At 70.2% G+C, this 17,390-nt stretch carries 18 protein-coding genes and 1 riboswitch; of the genes, 13 read left to right on the top strand and 5 right to left on the bottom strand.

The genetic code is table 11. From position 1 onward, the window contains the following. Nucleotides 1–107: 107 nt before the first annotated feature. Entirely contained in the window at nucleotides 108–308 is a 201-nt protein-coding gene (locus ACYVF6_RS40805) for a tetratricopeptide repeat protein (RefSeq protein ID WP_460530533.1), read from the top strand. Here the strand turns inward: ACYVF6_RS40805 and ACYVF6_RS40800 are convergent. Together ACYVF6_RS40800 and sepH are read right to left on the bottom strand one after the other, a co-directional pair. Then, nucleotides 305–769: a hypothetical protein gene (locus ACYVF6_RS40800; RefSeq protein ID WP_460530420.1), complete on the bottom strand. Its 465-nt coding sequence runs from the start codon at nucleotides 767–769 to the stop codon at nucleotides 305–307. The genes ACYVF6_RS40805 and ACYVF6_RS40800 overlap by 4 nt on opposite strands. 160 nt (nucleotides 770–929) lie before the next feature. Next, nucleotides 930–2,849 carry a septation protein SepH gene (gene sepH / locus ACYVF6_RS40795; RefSeq protein ID WP_460530417.1) on the bottom strand — a complete coding sequence of 640 codons (1,920 nt, stop codon included), beginning with the start codon at nucleotides 2,847–2,849 and terminating at the stop codon, nucleotides 930–932. A 260-nt stretch (nucleotides 2,850–3,109) separates the two neighbouring features. Between sepH and ACYVF6_RS40790 the strand changes: the two genes are divergently transcribed. The 10 genes from ACYVF6_RS40790 to ACYVF6_RS40745 all read left to right on the top strand — a co-directional run bounded on the left by ACYVF6_RS40790 (nucleotide 3,110) and on the right by ACYVF6_RS40745 (nucleotide 11,757). After that, nucleotides 3,110–3,757, top strand: a complete 648-nt coding sequence (locus tag ACYVF6_RS40790; protein ID WP_460530414.1) for a CDP-alcohol phosphatidyltransferase family protein — start codon at nucleotides 3,110–3,112, stop codon at nucleotides 3,755–3,757. Further along, the gene (locus tag ACYVF6_RS40785) at nucleotides 3,754–6,252 is read left to right on the top strand and encodes a sugar phosphate nucleotidyltransferase (protein ID WP_460530410.1); all 2,499 of its coding nucleotides are present in this window, start codon (nucleotides 3,754–3,756) and stop codon (nucleotides 6,250–6,252) included. The genes ACYVF6_RS40790 and ACYVF6_RS40785 overlap by 4 nt, the downstream gene beginning before the upstream one ends. A 333-nt stretch (nucleotides 6,253–6,585) precedes the next feature. Next, on the top strand, nucleotides 6,586–7,458 hold the full coding sequence (locus ACYVF6_RS40780; protein WP_460530407.1) for a DUF881 domain-containing protein: 873 nt from the start codon (nucleotides 6,586–6,588) through the stop codon (nucleotides 7,456–7,458). Continuing rightward, on the top strand, nucleotides 7,459–7,791 hold the full coding sequence (locus ACYVF6_RS40775; protein ID WP_460530403.1) for a small basic family protein: 333 nt from the start codon (nucleotides 7,459–7,461) through the stop codon (nucleotides 7,789–7,791). A 32-nt stretch (nucleotides 7,792–7,823) separates the two neighbouring features. Then, nucleotides 7,824–8,573, top strand: a complete 750-nt coding sequence (locus ACYVF6_RS40770) for a DUF881 domain-containing protein (RefSeq protein WP_460530399.1) — start codon at nucleotides 7,824–7,826, stop codon at nucleotides 8,571–8,573. Nucleotides 8,574–8,595: 22 nt separating this feature from the next. Next, complete coding sequence (gene gcvH, locus ACYVF6_RS40765; protein ID WP_460530396.1) at nucleotides 8,596–8,982, top strand: glycine cleavage system protein H; 387 nt, start codon at nucleotides 8,596–8,598, stop codon at nucleotides 8,980–8,982. 26 nt (nucleotides 8,983–9,008) lie between these two features. Beyond that, nucleotides 9,009–9,617 (top strand): FHA domain-containing protein, encoded by a 609-nt coding sequence (locus ACYVF6_RS40760; protein ID WP_460530393.1) that lies wholly within the window; start codon nucleotides 9,009–9,011, stop codon nucleotides 9,615–9,617. Nucleotides 9,618–9,631: 14 nt separating this feature from the next. Further along, on the top strand, nucleotides 9,632–10,408 hold the full coding sequence (ftsR, locus tag ACYVF6_RS40755) for a MerR family transcriptional regulator (protein WP_460530390.1): 777 nt from the start codon (nucleotides 9,632–9,634) through the stop codon (nucleotides 10,406–10,408). A 106-nt stretch (nucleotides 10,409–10,514) separates the two neighbouring features. Then, nucleotides 10,515–10,985: a bifunctional nuclease family protein gene (locus ACYVF6_RS40750; protein WP_460530387.1), complete on the top strand. Its 471-nt coding sequence runs from the start codon at nucleotides 10,515–10,517 to the stop codon at nucleotides 10,983–10,985. 160 nt (nucleotides 10,986–11,145) lie between these two features. After that, the gene (locus ACYVF6_RS40745) at nucleotides 11,146–11,757 is read left to right on the top strand and encodes a MerR family transcriptional regulator (protein ID WP_460530384.1); all 612 of its coding nucleotides are present in this window, start codon (nucleotides 11,146–11,148) and stop codon (nucleotides 11,755–11,757) included. Here ACYVF6_RS40745 and ACYVF6_RS40740 read toward each other — a convergent pair. Together ACYVF6_RS40740 and ACYVF6_RS40735 are read right to left on the bottom strand one after the other, a co-directional pair. Next, on the bottom strand, nucleotides 11,745–12,542 hold the full coding sequence (locus ACYVF6_RS40740; RefSeq protein WP_460530381.1) for an isocitrate lyase/PEP mutase family protein: 798 nt from the start codon (nucleotides 12,540–12,542) through the stop codon (nucleotides 11,745–11,747). The genes ACYVF6_RS40745 and ACYVF6_RS40740 overlap by 13 nt on opposite strands. 44 nt (nucleotides 12,543–12,586) lie before the next feature. After that, nucleotides 12,587–13,291 carry a hypothetical protein gene (locus tag ACYVF6_RS40735; protein WP_460530378.1) on the bottom strand — a complete coding sequence of 235 codons (705 nt, stop codon included), beginning with the start codon at nucleotides 13,289–13,291 and terminating at the stop codon, nucleotides 12,587–12,589. An 86-nt stretch (nucleotides 13,292–13,377) separates the two neighbouring features. On the opposite strand from ACYVF6_RS40735, the gene ACYVF6_RS40730 reads away from it, so the two are divergent. Both ACYVF6_RS40730 and ACYVF6_RS40725 read left to right on the top strand, forming a co-directional pair. Continuing rightward, entirely contained in the window at nucleotides 13,378–13,959 is a 582-nt protein-coding gene (locus tag ACYVF6_RS40730; protein WP_460530374.1) for an RNA polymerase sigma factor, read from the top strand. Then, nucleotides 13,952–14,761 carry a hypothetical protein gene (locus ACYVF6_RS40725; protein WP_460530371.1) on the top strand — a complete coding sequence of 270 codons (810 nt, stop codon included), beginning with the start codon at nucleotides 13,952–13,954 and terminating at the stop codon, nucleotides 14,759–14,761. The genes ACYVF6_RS40730 and ACYVF6_RS40725 overlap by 8 nt, the downstream gene beginning before the upstream one ends. 3 nt (nucleotides 14,762–14,764) lie before the next feature. Here the strand turns inward: ACYVF6_RS40725 and ACYVF6_RS40720 are convergent, their stop codons facing one another. Next, a complete protein-coding gene (locus ACYVF6_RS40720; protein ID WP_460530368.1) occupies nucleotides 14,765–17,044 on the bottom strand; it encodes a DUF4185 domain-containing protein in 2,280 nt (759 codons plus the stop codon). 181 nt (nucleotides 17,045–17,225) lie between these two features. Further along, a riboswitch (glycine riboswitch) is annotated at nucleotides 17,226–17,339 on the top strand. Nucleotides 17,340–17,390 lie beyond the last annotated feature (51 nt).

Raw genomic sequence — 17,390 nt, 5'->3', positions numbered from 1 at the left:
GCGGCACTCTATGGTCGGCTGGCCGAACTGGTTCCGTCGCCAGTCGTCGAACTGAACCACGCGGTCGCCGTGGCGATGTCCGACGGGCCGGCCGCCGGCTGGCGCTGGTGGACGCACTCGCGTCCGGCGGCGAGCTGGCCGGCTACTACCTGCTGCCGGCCACCCGCGCGGACCTGCTGGCCCGGCTCGGCAGGCCCGCCGAGGCCGCCGAGAGTTTCCGGCAGGCGCTGGAACTGGCGCCTACCGATGGTGAGCGGCGCTTTCTTGGCCGCCGGCTGGCTGCCGTCGAAGGCGAGGACAAGGACTAGGTCGCCGGGACGGCCGGCGCGGTGGGTGCGGCAGTTGGTGCGGTGGCCGGCGCTGCGGCGAACCTGACCGGCTGCAGCTTGGCCAGGAGCTGCTCGAACAGCTCGGCCGCCTCATCCACCCGCAACCGGCCGGCCTCGACGGTACGCCAGCCACGTTCGGCGGCGCCGTCGAAGACCGCGGTCTGGTCCGGGCCGACCGCATCACGCAGGGCGAGCCGCGGGGGAGTGGCCGGGGCCTTGGCGATCATGCCGCAGCCGCAACCGCACAACGACTCCGGCTCCAGGAGCATCAGCGCCGACTCGGCGTAGATCGAGAGCGTGACGGTCGTGCCTCGGCACTGGAAGTGCAGCGCGCCACCATCGGGCAGCAGCGCCCACAACACGACGGGAACCTGGTGGCTCGGCGGTACGACTTGCAGTCCGCGCGCAGACAGTGCACGCGCCCAAGCGGCGAAGTCCATGGAGGGTACGTCCTAGCTGAAGCAATACGAAGTCGGCTGTTGGGCTGGTCGAGAAGATCAGCGACAACAACAGCGACGGCTGCAGCGGACGTAGGACTGCATGCCGAGCATTGTGCCAGAGGGGGCATGGCTTCGCCAGCAACCCGCCCGATTCGTACCGTTACTTCTTTCCGCCGCCGAACAGGATGTCGTCCCAACTCGGGACCGCGCCGCCCTTGCGACGGCTGGACCGGGCGGCACGCTTGCGCTGGGCGTTGGCGTTGGCGGGCTTCGGCCGGCGTACGGCCGCCTCCGGCTCCGGTGCGGTCTCGGGCTCGGCTGCCGCGGCGACCTCGGCCGGCTTCGGCTCAGGCTCTGGCTGCTTCTCCTCGGCCGGCTTCGGCGCTGCCTTGACCGGCTTGGCCGGCTTGGACGTTGCCTTTGCCGCCGCCTCCTTGACCGGCTGCTCGGCAACCGGCTCCTCGACGCGCGGTTCGGCCGCCGGACGGTCGGGAGCCGGAGCCTTGGCGGCGGGCTGCTCGGCGTCGCGCACGGTCGGAGCGGGTCGCCGGCCGGGCGGCGGCGCGGGTACGGGGCGCTTGGCCGGGGGTGTGGGCACCACACGCGGCGGCGCAGGCCGTTCCTCGACGACCGGGGGAGCCGGTTCAGGCTCTGGCTCGGGTTCGGGCTCCTGCCGGCGCGCAGCCGGTGCGGGCTCCGGCTCGAGCTCAGGCTCGGATTCCGGCTCGGCGACAGGCTCGGGCTCCGGCACGCGCTGGACCGGCTTGGGCGCCGGCTCGGCCCGCACCTCTTCGAGGATCTCCTCGGGCAACCAGTCGTTGCCGGCGGGCCGCGGCGCGGGTGCCGGCGTCACCGGCTCCGGCTGGCGCTCCAGGATCGGCTCGGGAGCGTGCTGGTCGTAGTCGTAGGCCTGCTCGGGCTCGGGTTCGTACGCGGGCTCCGGCTCGGCCAGGTCGCCGGCGTCGAGCAGCTCGGGCACGGCCTCCGGCTGACGCTCGGGCTCCGGCTCACGCCTCGGCTCCGCGCGCAGCACGGGCGGCTCGCCGCTGTTACGGGCAGGCTCCGGCTGACGCTCGGGTTCCGGCTCACGCCTCGGCTCCGCGCGCAGGACCGGCGGCTCGGCGCCACCGTTGCGGACGGGCTCGGGCTGCCGCTCCGGCTGGGACGGCGGGGTCTGCTGCGGTGCCTGGAACGGCCTCAGCTGACCCGGCTGCCGGTTGAGCGTGCGCGACAGGTCGACGGTGTCTTCGCTGTCGATCGCCTCGAGGTCGGCCTCGGTGAGGTCATGGTGGCGGGCCGCGGGTTGCTGCGGCCGGGTCGGCGGCGTGGCGGGCCGCAGCTGCCGGACGTCGGCGCTGTGGCCGGTGTCGGGGTCGCCGGCGTAGACCTCGGGAGCGGCCTCCGGCGGGGGCACCGGCGCGAGCCGCAGCCGGCCGTCGCGTGGAGTGCGAGGTCCGGGGCCGTGCACGACCGACGGGCCCACGGTCGAGGTGGCCGGCTGCTCCTTGGGCCCTTCGACCATCTCGCGCGCCGCGTCGTCGGACGGGACGACCAGACGGCCGAGCGGGTCGTAGCTGAACACGGCGCGCTGCTGCTCGCCGTCGAGGGCGTACTTGACGGAGACCGCCCAGCGGCCGTCAGGTGCGCGCCAGGCGTCCCACTCGGCGCGTTCGAGGTCGAGCCCGAGTGCTTCGAGCCGGTCGCCGGCCACCTGCTCGAGGGTCTTACCGGCGGTGCCGCCGGGCTGGCGGCGGAGCGCGCAGCGCCGGGCCTGCTCGGCGATGTATTCGCGTTCGGCGAGCACCGGGCCGGCGTAGCGCAGGATGCGTTCGAGCGGAACGTCGGCAGCGGCCGCGATGTCTTCGGAGGACTCGCCGGCCCGCAGCCGGGCCTGGATCTCCTTGGGGCGCAGGCGGCTGGGGCGCTCCATCGGCAACTGGCCGATGCGCGCCCGATCACTCACCACTGCACCGCGAACCCGGTCGTCGATGCGCAGCGCGAACTCCTCGCCGGTGCCCTCGTGGGCCAGCACCAGATGGGTGCCGTCCTCGCTGAGCCGTACGAGTTTCACGTCCCGCATGCTTCTAAACCGCCTCCCGGTTCGCGCAAAGGCTTCGCCGTTGGCCAACAGTCTCCACGTTGGGAGGGGCCGATGCCAGCAAGCACGCCGAGGAGAACTCGAAACATGCGGTTCGCGGACAGACCCCCGCACCTGACCATAACGCTCCGAAGCCCCGCACTGCTCCGCGACGTGCCGACGCGTCGTGCTTCCAGGGCAAGGTGATAATGAGAAAGCGTGAAACGTGTAAGGGGGAAGATCCGGTGTCGGACCGTACAGGCATGACGAGCCCAGCCTCGTCCGGTGCGACCCCGGAGTCGGCCGGTGGCCCCGGCGGTGCCGGCCCCAGGCACACCGTCCTGACCGTGCCCAACCTCCTGAGCTTTCTCCGGCTTGCCGGAGTTCCGCTCTTCCTCTATCTCGTGCTCGGCCCGCACGAGGACGGCTGGGCGATCATCGTGCTCGGCCTGGCCGGCTTCACCGACTGGCTCGACGGCCAGATCGCGCGCCGCACCGGGCAGATCACCGAGCTCGGCAAGTTGCTCGACCCCGTAGCCGACCGCCTCTACATCCTGGCCGTGCTGTTCGCGCTGGCCGTCCGCGACGTGATTCCGTGGTGGCTGGCGATCATCATTCCTCTGCGTGACGTCCTGCTGGCGGCGCTGCTTCCAGTGCTGCGCCGCCACGGTTTCGGTCCGCTGCCGGTCCATTTCCTGGGGAAGGTCGCGACGTTCTGCCTGATGTACGCCTTCCCGTTACTTTTCCTTGGCGACGGCGAGGGTATTTGGGCAGACGCGGCGACCATCATCGGCTGGGCGTTCGCTCTCTGGGGCACGGCGCTCTACTGGTGGGCGGGGCTGCTCTACGGCAACCAGGCCCGGCAGCTGGTCGCGTCGGTCCGAGACGATGAGGGAGGCAGCCCGAGGTGAAGGCAGTCGTCATGGCCGGCGGCGAAGGCACCCGGTTGCGGCCGATGACGAGCACGCTGCCCAAGCCTCTGCTGCCTGTTGTCAACCGGCCCTTGATGGAGCACGTGCTCCGCTTGCTGAAGCGGCACGGCTTCGACGAGACCGTCGTCACGGTCCACTTCCTCGGCTCGATGGTGCGGGCCTACTTCGGCGCCGGCGACGACCTCGGCATGGACCTGACGTACGCCACCGAGGAGAAGCCGCTCGGCACGGCCGGCAGCGTGAAGAACGCCGCCGACGCGATCCGCGGCGACACGTTCCTGGTGATCTCCGGCGACGCGCTCACCGACATCGACCTCACGGCGCTGGTCGAGCACCACCACAGCACGGGCGCGCTGGCCACGGTCTGCCTGACCCGTGTACCCGACCCGCTCGACTTCGGCATCACGATCCTCGACGACGACGGGCGGATCGAGCGCTTCCTGGAGAAGCCGACCTGGGGACAGGTGTTCTCCGACACCGTCAACACCGGCATCTACGTCATGCAGCCGGAGATCCTCGACCACGTGGGCACCACGGAGGCCGTCGACTGGTCGGGCGACATCTTCCCGATGCTGCTGGCCAAGGGCGCGCCGCTGCACGGCTACGTCGCCGACGGTTACTGGGAGGACGTCGGCAACCACCGCAGCTACCTCAAGGCCAACTACGACGTGCTCGACGGCCGCGTCGACATCGAGATCGACGGGTTCCAGGTCTCCGACGGCGTGTGGGTCGGGGAGGGCGCCGACGTCGACCCGGACGCCGTGCTGACCGGCCCGCTCTACATCGGGCCGTACGCCAAGGTCGAGGGCGGCGCCGAGCTGCGCGATCACACGGTGATCGGCGACAACGTGGTCGTACGCGAGGGCGCGTTCCTGCACCGCTCGGTCGTGCACGACAACGCCTACGTCGGCCACCACACCAACCTGCGCGGCTGCGTCATCGGCAAGAACACCGACATCATGCGCGGCGCCCGGATCGACGACGGCGCGGTGATCGGCGACGACTGCACGGTCGGCGAGGAGGCCGTGCTCCACCCAGAGATCAAGGTCTACCCGTCGAAGACCATCGAGGCGGGCGCGGTCGTCAACACCAGCGTGATCTGGGAGTCGCAGGGCCGGCAGGCGCTGTTCGGCCCGCGCGGGGTGACCGGCATCGTCAACGTCGAGATCACGCCGGAGCTGGTGGTCCGGCTGGCCGGTGCGTACGCCACCACGTTGCGTAAGGGCGCGACGGTCGTCACGGCGCGCGACACCTCACGGGCTGCGCGGGCGCTGAAGCGCGCGGCGATCGCCGCGTTCACCTCGAGCGCGATCGACGTACTCGACCTGCAGGTGGCGCCGAGCCCGGTGGCACGGCTGGTCACCGCGGGCCAGTCGGTGGCCGGCGGCCTGCTGATCCGCACCACGCCGAGCCGGCCCGACTCGGTCGACCTGATCTTCCTCGACGAGCAGGGCTCCGACCTGTCGTCGGCGGCGCGGCGCAACATCGAGCGGGTGCTCGGGCGGCAGGAGTTCCGGCGCGCGTTCCCGGGCGAGATCGGCGACCTGCGCTTCCCGTCGCGCACGATCGAGACCTACGTCCACGGGCTGCTGGAGCACATCGACACCACCGGCCTGGCCGAGACCGAGCCGAAAGTCGTGATCGACGCGGGCCGCGGCACGGCCGGCCTGCTGGTCGCCAACCTGCTCGGACGGCTCGACATCGACGCGTTCGTGCTCAACGCCGGCCTCGACGAGCACAGCCCGACCGAGACTGCCGAACAACGAGGGCTGGCGATGAGCCGGCTGTCGGAGGTCGTGTCGTCGTCGCAGGCCGCGCTCGGCGTCCGGTTCGACCCGTTCGGCGAACGGATCTCGCTGGTCGACAACACCGGCGCGGTCATACCCGACGAGCGCGCGCTGCTGCTCTTCGTCGACCTGGTGGCGGCCGAGGCGTCCTCGGGCCACGTCGCCCTGCCGGTGACCACCACGCGGGTGGCGGAGAAGGTCGCGGCGTTCCACGGCGTCTCGATCCGCTGGACGACCACGGCACCGGACGCGCTGGCGGTCGCGGCGGCCGAGCCTGGGCTCCTGCTGGCGGGCGACGGCCGGGGCGGCTTCGTCGTACCCCAGTTCTCCACCGCGGTCGACGCCTTCGCCGCGTTCGTCCGGCTGGTGTCGGTGATCGCGCGGGTGGGGTTGCCGCTGTCGCAGATCAACACCCGGATCCCGACCGCGCACGTCGTCCACCTCTCGGTCCCGACGCCGTGGGCGACCAAGGGCGCGGTCATGCGAGCGGCCATGGAGGCCGCCGACGGCCGCCGCATCGACACGACCGACGGCGTACGAATCGTCGAGCCCGACGACTCCTGGGCGCTGGTCCTCCCCGACCCCGCCGAGGCCGTCACCAACGTCTGGGCCGAGGCCGCGACCACCGAGGGAGCGAACGCGCTGGCCCACCGCTGGGCCGACCTCGTTACCCGCGCCGGCCGCTGACCCAGCGGCGTCGCGTCTCGTGCGCGAGCCACGCGACAGTACGGCCGGCGCGCCGCGGTCGGCAGCTCGCAGAAGCTTGGCGCGGCTGCCCGCCGCGGCCGAGCTGGGCTCCGCTGCCGGCTGGCGATGGCCGCCGGGCCGAGGCCGCGACCACCGAGGGAGCGAACGCACCGGCCCACCGCTGGGCCGACCTCGTCACCCGCGCCGGCCGCTGACCCAGCGGCGTCGCGGCTCTTGTGCGAGATGTGACTGATGGGTAGCAGAGACCCGGCAGCATTCACCAAGCGCAGTCTGAGAACATTGCAGGCCATGAGAGGCGGAGGGGAGTAGCGCGTGGGTGCCGTACCACCCGCTGAGCGGCGTCAACCCCGCCCAGGCGTCCACGACGAGGAGTTCGAGGCTTCGTCGTCGGTGCTTGGTGAACTGATCCGGCAAGCCCAGGATGACGGTTACAGCCTGGCCGCGGCCCAGCCCGGTGGCATCAAGCGCGGTGGCGTCTGGATGTGGGGCTTCATCGTCTCCGTCGTGCTGGTCGGCACCATGCTCACCGTCGCCGCGATCCAGACGCGGGAGGACCGGCCCGAGGTCGCGCAGGAGAAGGCCGACCTGATCGACCAGATCCACGACCACGCCATGCACGCCGACCAGCTCGAGGCACAGGCCGCCGGCTACCAGGAGTCGATCACCGATCTGCAGGATCAGTTGCTCCAGGGGACCGAGGACGGCAAGGAGCTCAGCCACCAGCTCGCCAACCTCGACGTGCTCGCCGGCGCGGGCAAGGTCGAGGGCGGCGGCATGCGGATCGTCGTCGACAACGCGCCGGAAGGCGGCGACGTCACCGATCCCGACTCGGCCAAGGGCGAGATCCTCGACATCGATCTGCAGCAGGCTGTCAATGGGCTATGGTCGGCAGGCGCCGAGGCGATCACGATCAACGGCCAGCGGATGACGTCGCTCACCGCCATCCGCAACGCCGGTGAGTCGATCACGGTCAACTACCGCCCGCTCGCGCGCCCGTACACCATCGAGGCGATCGGTGACCCCGATACGCTGCCGGGGCGGTTCGCCGAGAGTCAGGGCGGTGAGTGGCTCTACCTCCTGAAGGCTCAGCAGAACATCCGACTCGAGCTGTTCAGCGTCGACAAGTTGACGCTCAACGGCATCTCCACCAGTCAGCTTCGTTACGCACGGACGGAAGGTTCCTAAGTGATCGCCGTCATCGGCCTCTTCGTCGGGATCATCGCCGGAATCCTGATGCCCTGGAGCGTTCCACCCGAGGTGCAGCCGTACCTTCCGATCGCGGTGGTCGCCGCCATCGACGCGGTGTTCGGCGGGATCCGGGCGCTGATCGACGGCCGGTTCAGCGACCGGGTGTTCGTGGTGTCGTTCATCGGCAACGTCCTGCTCGCCGCGCTTATCGTGTTCCTTGGCGACCAGCTCGGAGTCGGTGCCCAGCTGTCCACCGGTGTGGTGGTCGTGCTCGGCATCCGGATCTTCTCCAACATGGCCGCCATCCGGCGCAAGCTCTTCAAGGCCTGAGCGACGGAGACGGAGAACGGAAGGGAGCGAACATGGACCAGCGCAACTTCGCCTGGCGCCGGCTGCGCCACGCGTTCCGGATGAAGCCCTCCCGGGCCCAGGCCTCCGGTGCGGTGCTGCTGGCCGTGCTCGGCTTCGGCGCCACCGTGCAGGTGCAGGCGCTCAACCGCGACGACGACTACTCCACCGCGAGCCGCGCCCAGCTGATCCAGGTGCTCGACCAGCTCGCCCAGAAGACCCGGGTGCTCGAGAGCGACATCGCCGACAAGGAGGCGACCCGCTCCAGGCTGCTCGGCAGCGCCGACAACGCCGAGGTCGCGACCCGGGAGGCCAAGAACCGCCTGGCGACGCTCAGCATCCTGGCCGGTACGGCCGCCGCTCGCGGCCCCGGCATCCAGCTGACGATCCAGGCCGACAACGCCGACAAGGTGGGCGCCTCGTTGATCATCAACACGCTGCAGGAGCTGCGCGACGCCGGCGCCGAGGCGATCGAGATCAACGACCGCGTACGTGTCGTCGCGAGCTCCTACGTCCTCGACGCGCAGGGCGGCATCAACGTCGACAACGTGGTCCTGCCACCGCCGTACAAGATCGAGGCGATCGGCGACCCCGACGGGCTGGCGACGGCCATGGGCATCCCGGGCGGCGTCGAGCAGGCGGTCCAGGAGAAGGGCGGCAAGGTGAAGGTCGACAAGCAGGAGACGATCCGTGTCACCTCTTTGCACCGGCCCGCTCCACCTCGCTACGCTTCCCCAGCGCCCGATTCGGACGAGGGCAACTGATCAACCCGGCATAAGGAGCGAAGTGGCGTTCCCAGAAGACCTCTCGTACACCGCAGAACACGAGTGGGTACGTTCACCCGGTTCCGAGCCCGGAACCGTACGAATCGGCATCACCGACTACGCCCAGGAGGCGCTGGGCGACATCGTCTACGTCACGCTTCCCGAGGTCGGGGCCGAGGTCACGGGTGGCGAGTCCTGCGGCGAGCTGGAGTCCACCAAGAGCGTGAGCGATCTCTACGCGCCGATCAGCGGTGTCGTGGTCGCCCGCAACGAGGTGCTGGAGACCCAGCCCGAGCTGGTCAACGCCGAGCCGTACGCCGGAGGCTGGATGATCGAGATCCGGCCGAGCGACCCGGCGCAGCTCGACGATCTGCTGGACGCTGCCGCATACGCTGACGTTGCCAAGTAGTACGTTCGATATCTCAACCTCGACTATTGGGTGAGAGTGTGTTTCCCGGCGTACCGGGAATGGCCCACCGGGAGGAAGTCATGCCGTTCTGCACGAGGTGCGGGCACGCGAACCCAGCCGGCAGCCGGTTCTGCTCGCAGTGCGGAAGCGCGCTGAACGACGAGCGGCCGGCCGAGCAGACTGCCACGATCGCGGCGATTCCGCTCGAAGCGGCGGAATACGAGCTGTCGGCCGACCTGCAGCCGCAGGAGCAGGCCGCCGTCGACGAGCTGCCTCCGGGCTGCGCGCTGCTCATCGTGCAGCGTGGTCCCGGCTCCGGCAGCCGCTACCTGCTCGACACCGAGGTGGTGACCGCCGGTCGCCACCCTGACAGCGACATCTTCCTCGACGACGTCACGGTGTCGCGGCGGCACGCGGAGTTCCGGCGTGCGTCCGACGGCTACATCGTGCGCGACGTCGGCAGCCTCAACGGCACGTATGTCAACCGCGACCGGATCGACGAGGTGAGCCTGGCCGCCGGTGACGAGGTGCAGATCGGAAAGTTCCGGTTGCGCTACTTCACCGCCGCGCGAGGCGCCGGATCGGGCCCCGGCTACTCCACGTCGACTCGACCTGGGCCGGACAGCGCGCGGTAGGCGGTGGTTCGAGCGTGAACAACGCGGCAGTACGCCGTAGCGGCAGGGAGCTGCTGTCGATCGGCGAGGTGCTCGCGGAGTTGCGCGCCGACTTCCCGGACATCACGATCTCGAAGATTCGCTTCCTGGAAGCCGAAGGGCTGGTCGAGCCCCAGCGCGCGCCTTCCGGGTACCGCAAGTTCAGCCGGGACGACGTCGAACGGCTGCGGTTCGTGCTGATGGCCCAGCGCGACCACTACTTCCCGTTGCGTGTCATCAAGGAACACCTCGACGCGCTGGACGAAGGGCGGGAGCCGCCGGCGCAGACCCGCGCGCGGCTCGGCGGCAGCGTCAGCGGCCCGCACCTCGTACTCCCCGACATCAGCTGGGACGACGGGCAGGTCACCGCCGACACGTTCCGGCGCGAGAACGCCGAGCTGGTGCTCACCCGCGACCAGGTGCTCGAGCTGGCGGAGGTCTCCGACGAGCTGCTCAAGCAGTTGGAGGACTTCGGGCTGGTCGGCCGCCGGCACGGGAGGGGCGAGGCCTACGACGGTGACGCCGTGCTCGTGGCGAAGCTCGCCGGCGAACTGGCCGGCTACGGACTCGAGCCGCGGCACCTGCGCGCGTTACGTACCTCGGCAGACCGCGAGGTCAGCCTGATCGAGCAGGTCCTGATGCCGTTGACGCGGCAGCGAGGAGACGACTCGCGGGCGCGCGCGGAGGAGACCTCCCGGGAGCTGGCGGCGTTGACCGTACGCCTGCACGCGCTGCTGGTCAGGGCCTCCCTCCACGGCGGGTCGCCGCGCTGAGCCCGTGCCGGTTGCCGGCTTTGTTCACGGCACTGTTGTGTGACGATCTTGGTACGGGGCACCACCTGCCCCCGGATGAAGCCGTCTCGGGGGTAGTGTTGACGACGTGCGTGAGCTCGACGTGGTGGGTGTCCGGGTAGAGATGCCGTCCAACAATCCGATCGTCCTGCTCCGAGAGGTCGGCGGAGATCGGTTCCTGCCCATCTGGGTGGGGCCCAATGAAGCGAGCGCGATCGCCCATGCGCAGCAGGGGATCGTCCCGCCCCGGCCGATGACCCATGACCTGTTCCGCGACGTGCTGCTGGCCACCGGGCAGGAGCTCACCGAGGTGCGCATCACCGACCTGCGCGAGGGTGTGTTCTTCGGCGAGCTGGCCTTCGCCAGCGGCGTCGAGGTCAGCGCCCGGCCCTCGGACTCGATCGCGCTGGCGCTTCGGATGAACGTCAAGATCGTTTGTTCCGAAGAGGTGCTCAGCGAAGCCGGCGTGGCGATCCCCGATGAGCAGGAAGCCGAGGTCGAGAAGTTCCGGGAGTTCCTGGAGCAGGTGACCCCGGAAGACTTCGAACGTCCTGGTTAGGGCGATACGCCGGGAGACCAGCGCATTCGAATGACACGCCGAAGCGGATTGCGTTGACCAGAGCGGTGTAGGCGACATACCGTGGCGGAAAACCCCTTGATGTAAGTAAGGCAAGGCCAAGGCAGATTCAGCCACGCTGCCGCGTCCGTGGGAGGCCGTCGTGAACAGCTCGGGTGACCAGGCGAAATCTGGTGACGCCCCTGAACGCACCGGTGCGGTGATCGCGGCCGGTGAGCAGGGTCTGCTGTTCGGTGAAGACGACGGCATGCCCGATCCGCCCGACGAGGAAGTGGGCTACCGCGGCCCGACGGCCTGTGCGGCGGCAGGCATCACCTACCGTCAGCTCGACTACTGGGCGCGCACCGGCCTGGTCGAGCCCACCATCCGCCCGGCGTCCGGCTCGGGCACGCAGCGGCTCTACTCCTTCCGCGACATCCTGCTGTTGAAGGTCATCAAGCGTTTACTCGACACGGGCGTCTCACTGCACCAGATCCGCACCGCCGTCACGCACCTGCGTGATCGCGGCACGCAGGACATCACTGGCGTCACGTTGATGAGCGACGGCGCGACCGTCTACGAATGCACCTCGCCCGACGAGGTGATCGACCTGCTGCAGGGCGGGCAGGGCGTGTTCGGCATCGCGCTCGGACGGGTGTCGAGCGAAGTGCAGGGCACGCTGGCCGAGCTGCCGAGCGAACGTCCGGCCAAGGACGGCGAGCCACACCCCGGCGACGAGCTGGCCGCGCGCCGCGCCACCCGTCACGCCGTCTGATCTTTGTAGCGCACCAGCCGCTGCTCGAACTCCTGGTATCCCACGACGCCGCTGGTGTCGGTGTCCTGACCGTCCCGGATCGCCTGTGCGATCGCCGCGGCCGTGCTGATCGCCGCGCGAAACAGCAGTGAGCCCGTGCTGACCCGGCTGACGCCGAGCCTGCCGTACGTCTCCAGGCTCTTGCCGGCGAGCACGTTCAGTGGCGCCTCGACCTGCGCCGCGATCGTCTCGATGTCCCGTTCCTCGGCGACACCTGGGACGAAGACGCCGTCGGCTCCGGCCGCGACGTAGCGCCTGCCCCGTTCCAGGGACGTCGGGAGCGGGTCGGGCGCACCGAGCCAGTACGGATCGGTGCGCGCGTTCACGAACAGGCCGGGTACCCGAGCCTTGATCGCCTCGATCAGGCTGGCCTGGACCTTCGGGTCGGCCAGCTCGCCGCCCGGCCGGCTGTCCTCGAGGTTGACGCCGACGGCGCCGGCATCGCTCAACTCGGCGGCGACGTCGGCGACCTCGCCCGGATCGGTGCTGAAGCCACCCTCGATGTCGACGGTGAGCAGGATCGGGAGCCTGCCGAGCTGCCGGGTCAGTGCGAGCGTCTGCTGCCTGGCTTGACCGCTCGCGTCGGGTAGGCCGGCTGAGTGCGCCACACCGAGACTGGTGGTGCCGAGCGCGGGGAAGCCGGCGTCGACCAGCGCGAGCGCCGAGGCGTGGTCCCAGGCGTTCGGCAGCAGGAACGGGGAGCCGCGCCGGTGCAGCGCCCGGAACCGCTCGGTGGACGTGCTCACTTCAGGGCTCGTTTCAGGGCTCATGTCAGGGCTCATGTCATGGCTCACCGCAGCCCCGCCACGATCCCGGCCGCGATCGCGACCGCCTGCTCGCCGCCGGGGCAGGCGTGCCGCCCGGCGCCGAACGGGAGTCCGCTGAGGTCGACTGGCATCACCTCGCCGGTCGCCGGGTCCACGCGCCGGGTCTGCCGCAGCGGCTGGTCGTGCTCGAGCGTGTCCGCGACGACCTCCTCCGGCGTACGGTCACCGCCGCCGGCCCGGGCAGCGTTCACGGCGGTCATAGCCTTCACGGCCAGCGCGGTCGTGCCGGCGCACGCCTGCACGAGCACACAGATCCGGGCGGCGGCCGGCTCGTCGTGCTCGCCACCCAGGAACGCGACCAGTTGCTCCACCCCCTCGTCGGCGGCGGCCTCGTCGCCCGAGCCGGGCTGGTAGGCCTGCGTGGCCGCCTTGACCGCCCCGACCGGAAGCCCAGCCAGCCCGAGCGCGTCGGCGAGCGCGGTGACCGTCACCTCGGCCGCCAGCTCGGCGACCGGTTCCGATCGCTGCTCACGCGCGAGCCGCTCGGCGGCGGCCCGCAACCCGGCCGGGTCCAGCTTCGCCAGCAGGTCGGCCACCTGCGCCCGGCGGCGCAGGTGGTCCGGGCCCTCGCTGAACCGCACGACATGGGAGCGCAGCCAGCCGATGCCGGTCGGAGCATCGGGGGCGGACGGCACGATGAACGCTGGGTCGGACAGAACAGTGCTCATCCGTCGAACCTAGTCCCGCGACATTTCGGCCCACCTCGAAGCGACGACGCTGAAACGCTCGGGAGAGCGCCGGACATGGAGGGGGCATGAGCGAAGCCGACCAGGCTGAGCAGGCAGAGGCGCGGCGACATCGGTTCGAGCTGTTGTTCGCCGCTCACCACGATCTCCTGCTGGCCTACCTACTGCGCCGCACCACGACCACGGACGATGCCGCCGACGTGCTGGCCGAAACGTTCCTGACCGCCTGGCGCCGACTCGACCAGGTACCAGCCGGGGACGAAGCCCGGCCCTGGCTGTACGGCGTGGCCCGGCGTGTGCTCGCCAATCACCGGCGTGGCGAGAATCGCCGTGCCGCGCTGACCGTGAAGCTGCGCGGCGAGCTCGCCGCCAGCGCGCAGGACTCCCCATCGCTCATGGCCGAAGCCGCGAGCAGCCGGGCCGGCGAGGCGTTCCGCCAACTCCCGGAGCGCGACCGGGAAGTGCTCGCGCTGACGGCATGGGAAGGCCTCACACCCGCCGAGATCGCGGTGGTACTGGACTGCTCACGAAACGCCGTGCGCATCCGCCTCCACCGGGCTCGCCGCCGCTTCACCCGCCTGCTGGAACGACACGCCAAGGCAAGCGGCCTGTCGACCACGATTCCGTTGAAGGAGACCTCTCATGGCTGACACCTTGGACCCGATCCGCCGCCTGGACCCCCTCGGCTCGAAGCCGGCCACGGTCAGCGGCCAGACCAAGCACGCGCTCGCCGAAGCGATCATGACCTCGGTGGCCGAACCGTCGGTCGAGCCAAGCCGTCCCCGCCGGTACGTGCCGGCCAGGCGGCTGGCTCTGGCCGGAGTCGTCGCCGCGGCCGGCGTGCTCCTCGTCACCGGACCGCCCTGGAGCCAGCCCGGTCGGGCACTCGCGTTCACCGACGAAGGCGACTACTTCGACGTACGGGTCCTCGACGTGGAGGCCGATGCGGACCAGTACAACGAGGAGTTCGAGAGGTACAGCCTGGACGTCGAGCTCAAGGTCGTCCCGGTCTCGCCCTCGCTGGTCGGACGGGACGTGATGATGACTGGCCCCTACGAGGCCCGCGGCGTCACTGTCGAGCACGAACCGGCGGAATGCGGAACTGCCGGCCGTGCGCGATGCGTGCCGGTGCTCCGGGTCCCACATGACCTCCGCGGCGAAGCGAAGATCTGGCTGGGCCGTGCCGCCCAACCAGGCGAGGACTACGTCGTCGCGGGAGAAGTCGACGGTAGGGGCGAGGCACTGGAAGGACTGGCGTGGCCGAACAAGACCGTGGCCCAGGTGCGGGAGATGCTGGCGCGCCGGGACGCCGTTGTCGCCGAGTTTCGCGTCGATCGCGGCGGCCGGTCCGAACGTGAGCGGAGCGTTCCTGGCAACTGGTATGTCAACGGGGCCCTGCCGTGGAAGCCGGGCGAGGTGCTGCTGTTCGTCAGCCCGCACCCCGCCCGCTAGCGCTTACGGCGTGATCGTCGCGCGCATCACCACCACTTGGTACGGGTTCCAGGTCGACATCAGGTAGTAGATCGTCGCAGCCGCGGAGTTGCCGGTGGTGTACCGGGAGAGGATGAACGGCGCGTACAACCCGCCACCGTTGGTCGCTCCTGGCTCGTGGGTGTTGTCGCAGTTGCGGCCGCCGTCGTGGATGAAGTGGCACAGCCCGTTGTCGGACTCCGGGTTGAAGATCGTGCTTGGAGCCGACCACGGGCCCCACGGCGTCGCGGAGTAGCGCGCCACCACGCCGCTCGTGCAGTTGTAGAGCATCAGCCACTTCTGCAGTGGCGCCACCCACGACACCGAGAACTCCCCGATGCAGCCGGTCCCGTCGCCCGTGGAGAACAGCGTGCTGGCCTGGGCGGGGTCCGCGCTCCACTGTGGCGCGCCGTTCGCGTCGACGCCGGTGAGGTAACGCCAGGTCGACTGGTCGGCGACCGAGCTGGCCGGTGCGTAGGCCAGGAACGGGTAGCTCGCCCGATAGTTCGGCACGCCGTAGACGAACACGCCGAGCTTCTGGTCGGCCGGCAACCCGGCGACCGTCGTGGCGTTCACCGACGCGGTGTAGACGAACTTCGAGGGCAGCTTGAACAGCTTGTCGTACTTGCTGACGTTCGACGAGGTACGCCGGGCGAGCCAGCCCTCGCCGACCTGGTTCGAGCCGTAGCCGCAGATCGTTGCCGTCATGCAGTGCTGCGTCCAGAACGCCGCGTACATCGACCCGTTCGCGTGGAAGCCGCTCGTCGGCACGTTGAAGAAGCCCTGCAGGAAGTTGGCGTCGGTGACGCCGTTGACCGTGACGTCGGCCGGTGTGAACGTGCTGCCGCCAGGCACCGGTGACAGCTGCAGGCACTGGGTGTCGGTCGGGGCTGCCGTCTGCTGCGTCTGCAGCACCACGTCGTCGTCGCGGACCTTCTCGTCAGTGGCGATCGGTGTGTGGTTGACGTGGGTGTCGCCGAACAGGAGCGTCAGCGTCGTGCCGTCGTCGACGGGGTAGCCGAGGTCGGTCGCCCATTCGGTGTACCCGAGCCCGGACGTCCCGTTCACGGTCGGCGCGAGCCGCTCGAGGTCCCACTTGCCGCTGGCCTGGCAGACCTTCTCGCTACGGCCGCGGTACGTGATGTCCTGCGCCTGTCCCCAAGCCGAGGTCGGCTTGGTGGAGTCGTGCCAGAAGTGGATCAGCCGGTAGTCGGTGACGTTGCCCTCGACCTGGCTGCCGGCCGGCTCGGGCGCCTGCGGTCCGAGGACGACCAGCTCCAGGTTGCCCGGATCGCCGAAGTCGGTCTGGATCAGCGACGCGGGGGAGTTGACGCCGGCGATCGGCGGCTCGGCGGCCAGTGCCCACGGGTTGGCGGTGTCGGCGTTGTTCTTCCAGTAGTGCACGAGGTTCCCGCCCGCGGGTGCGACGACCTCGAAGTTCCCGTGCCCGGCGGTCGACGCGCCGATGTCGCTCTGGATGAACGAGGGCGCACCGGTGATGCCGGAACCGAACCCCGTCGCCCGGCCCCACGGTGCGTTCGGCTGCGCGCTGTCGTGCCAGTAGTGCACGAGCTGGCTGCCCTCGCGGGCGACGAGCTCCAGGTTGCCGTGGCCGCCGGACTGGAAGCTGGTCTGGATCAGCGAGGCGGGCCCGGTCGCGGTCGTCGTGATCACCTGTACGCGCTGCCAGCCCCCGCCACCGTTGTCGTTGCGGTAGTGGACGAGGTTGGAGCCTTCGGGGACGACGACCTCGAACGCACGGTGCCCACCGGTGACGAAGTCGCTGGTGATCGCCGACGGAGCTCCGGTGACGCCGGTGCCGAAGCTGCCGCCGCGCCGCCACGGGCTGTTCGGCAGGCCGCTGTCGTGCCAGTAGTGCTGGACGTGGTCGCCTTCGCGGACGAACACCTCGAGGTTGCCGTGTCCTCCTGCCAGGAAGTCGCTCTGCACGATCGCGCCGGAGCTGTCGGCGGCGGTGGTCACCACCTGGGCCTTGTGCCAGGCCCAGTTCACGTCGGCGTTGTCCTTCCAGTAGTGCACCAGCGTGCGGCCCTGCAGTGCGACGACCTCGAAGTTCCGGTGGCCGGCGGACAGGAAGTCGCTGCGGATGATCGACGCCGCGCCGGTGCCGAGCGGCTGGACGATCGTCCCCGGGCCCGAAGCAAGCAGGGTGGGTGGGTCGACGGCGAACGCGGGAGCAGGGCCGGCAAGGGCCGTGGCGACCAGGCCGGCGGCGAGAAGTAGGGCGTATCGAACCGAACGCATGGGTGTGCCTCCCCATCACAACGTCGAGTAATCGATTACTCGACGATTCCGCTCGAACAATGGATCAGCGGGAGGGCGGCGTCAAGCGGTCTGGCAGCTATGGGCCAAGCAACGCGACATGCCGGTGCTCGCCGGGGAACGTGGTCATTTCGGACGCCACTGGTAGGTTGGGAACCGCTGACGATCCCGCGTGGGAGAGCTCTCGCCCCGGTCCCTGCACGGCAAGCCGGGCGGCGAGGCGCCGAAGGGGCAACTTCCCCGGAACCTCTCAGGCTGCCAGGACCACGCGGACGAGGCGACTCTGAAGGGCCTGCACGCAAGCCTGACTGAGGGGGACGAACCGAAC

The sequence above is a fragment of the Flindersiella endophytica genome (genome assembly GCF_054779015.1).
The sequence above is the reverse complement of the archived record's forward strand: the minus strand, read 5'-3'. Positions and strand labels throughout refer to the sequence as shown.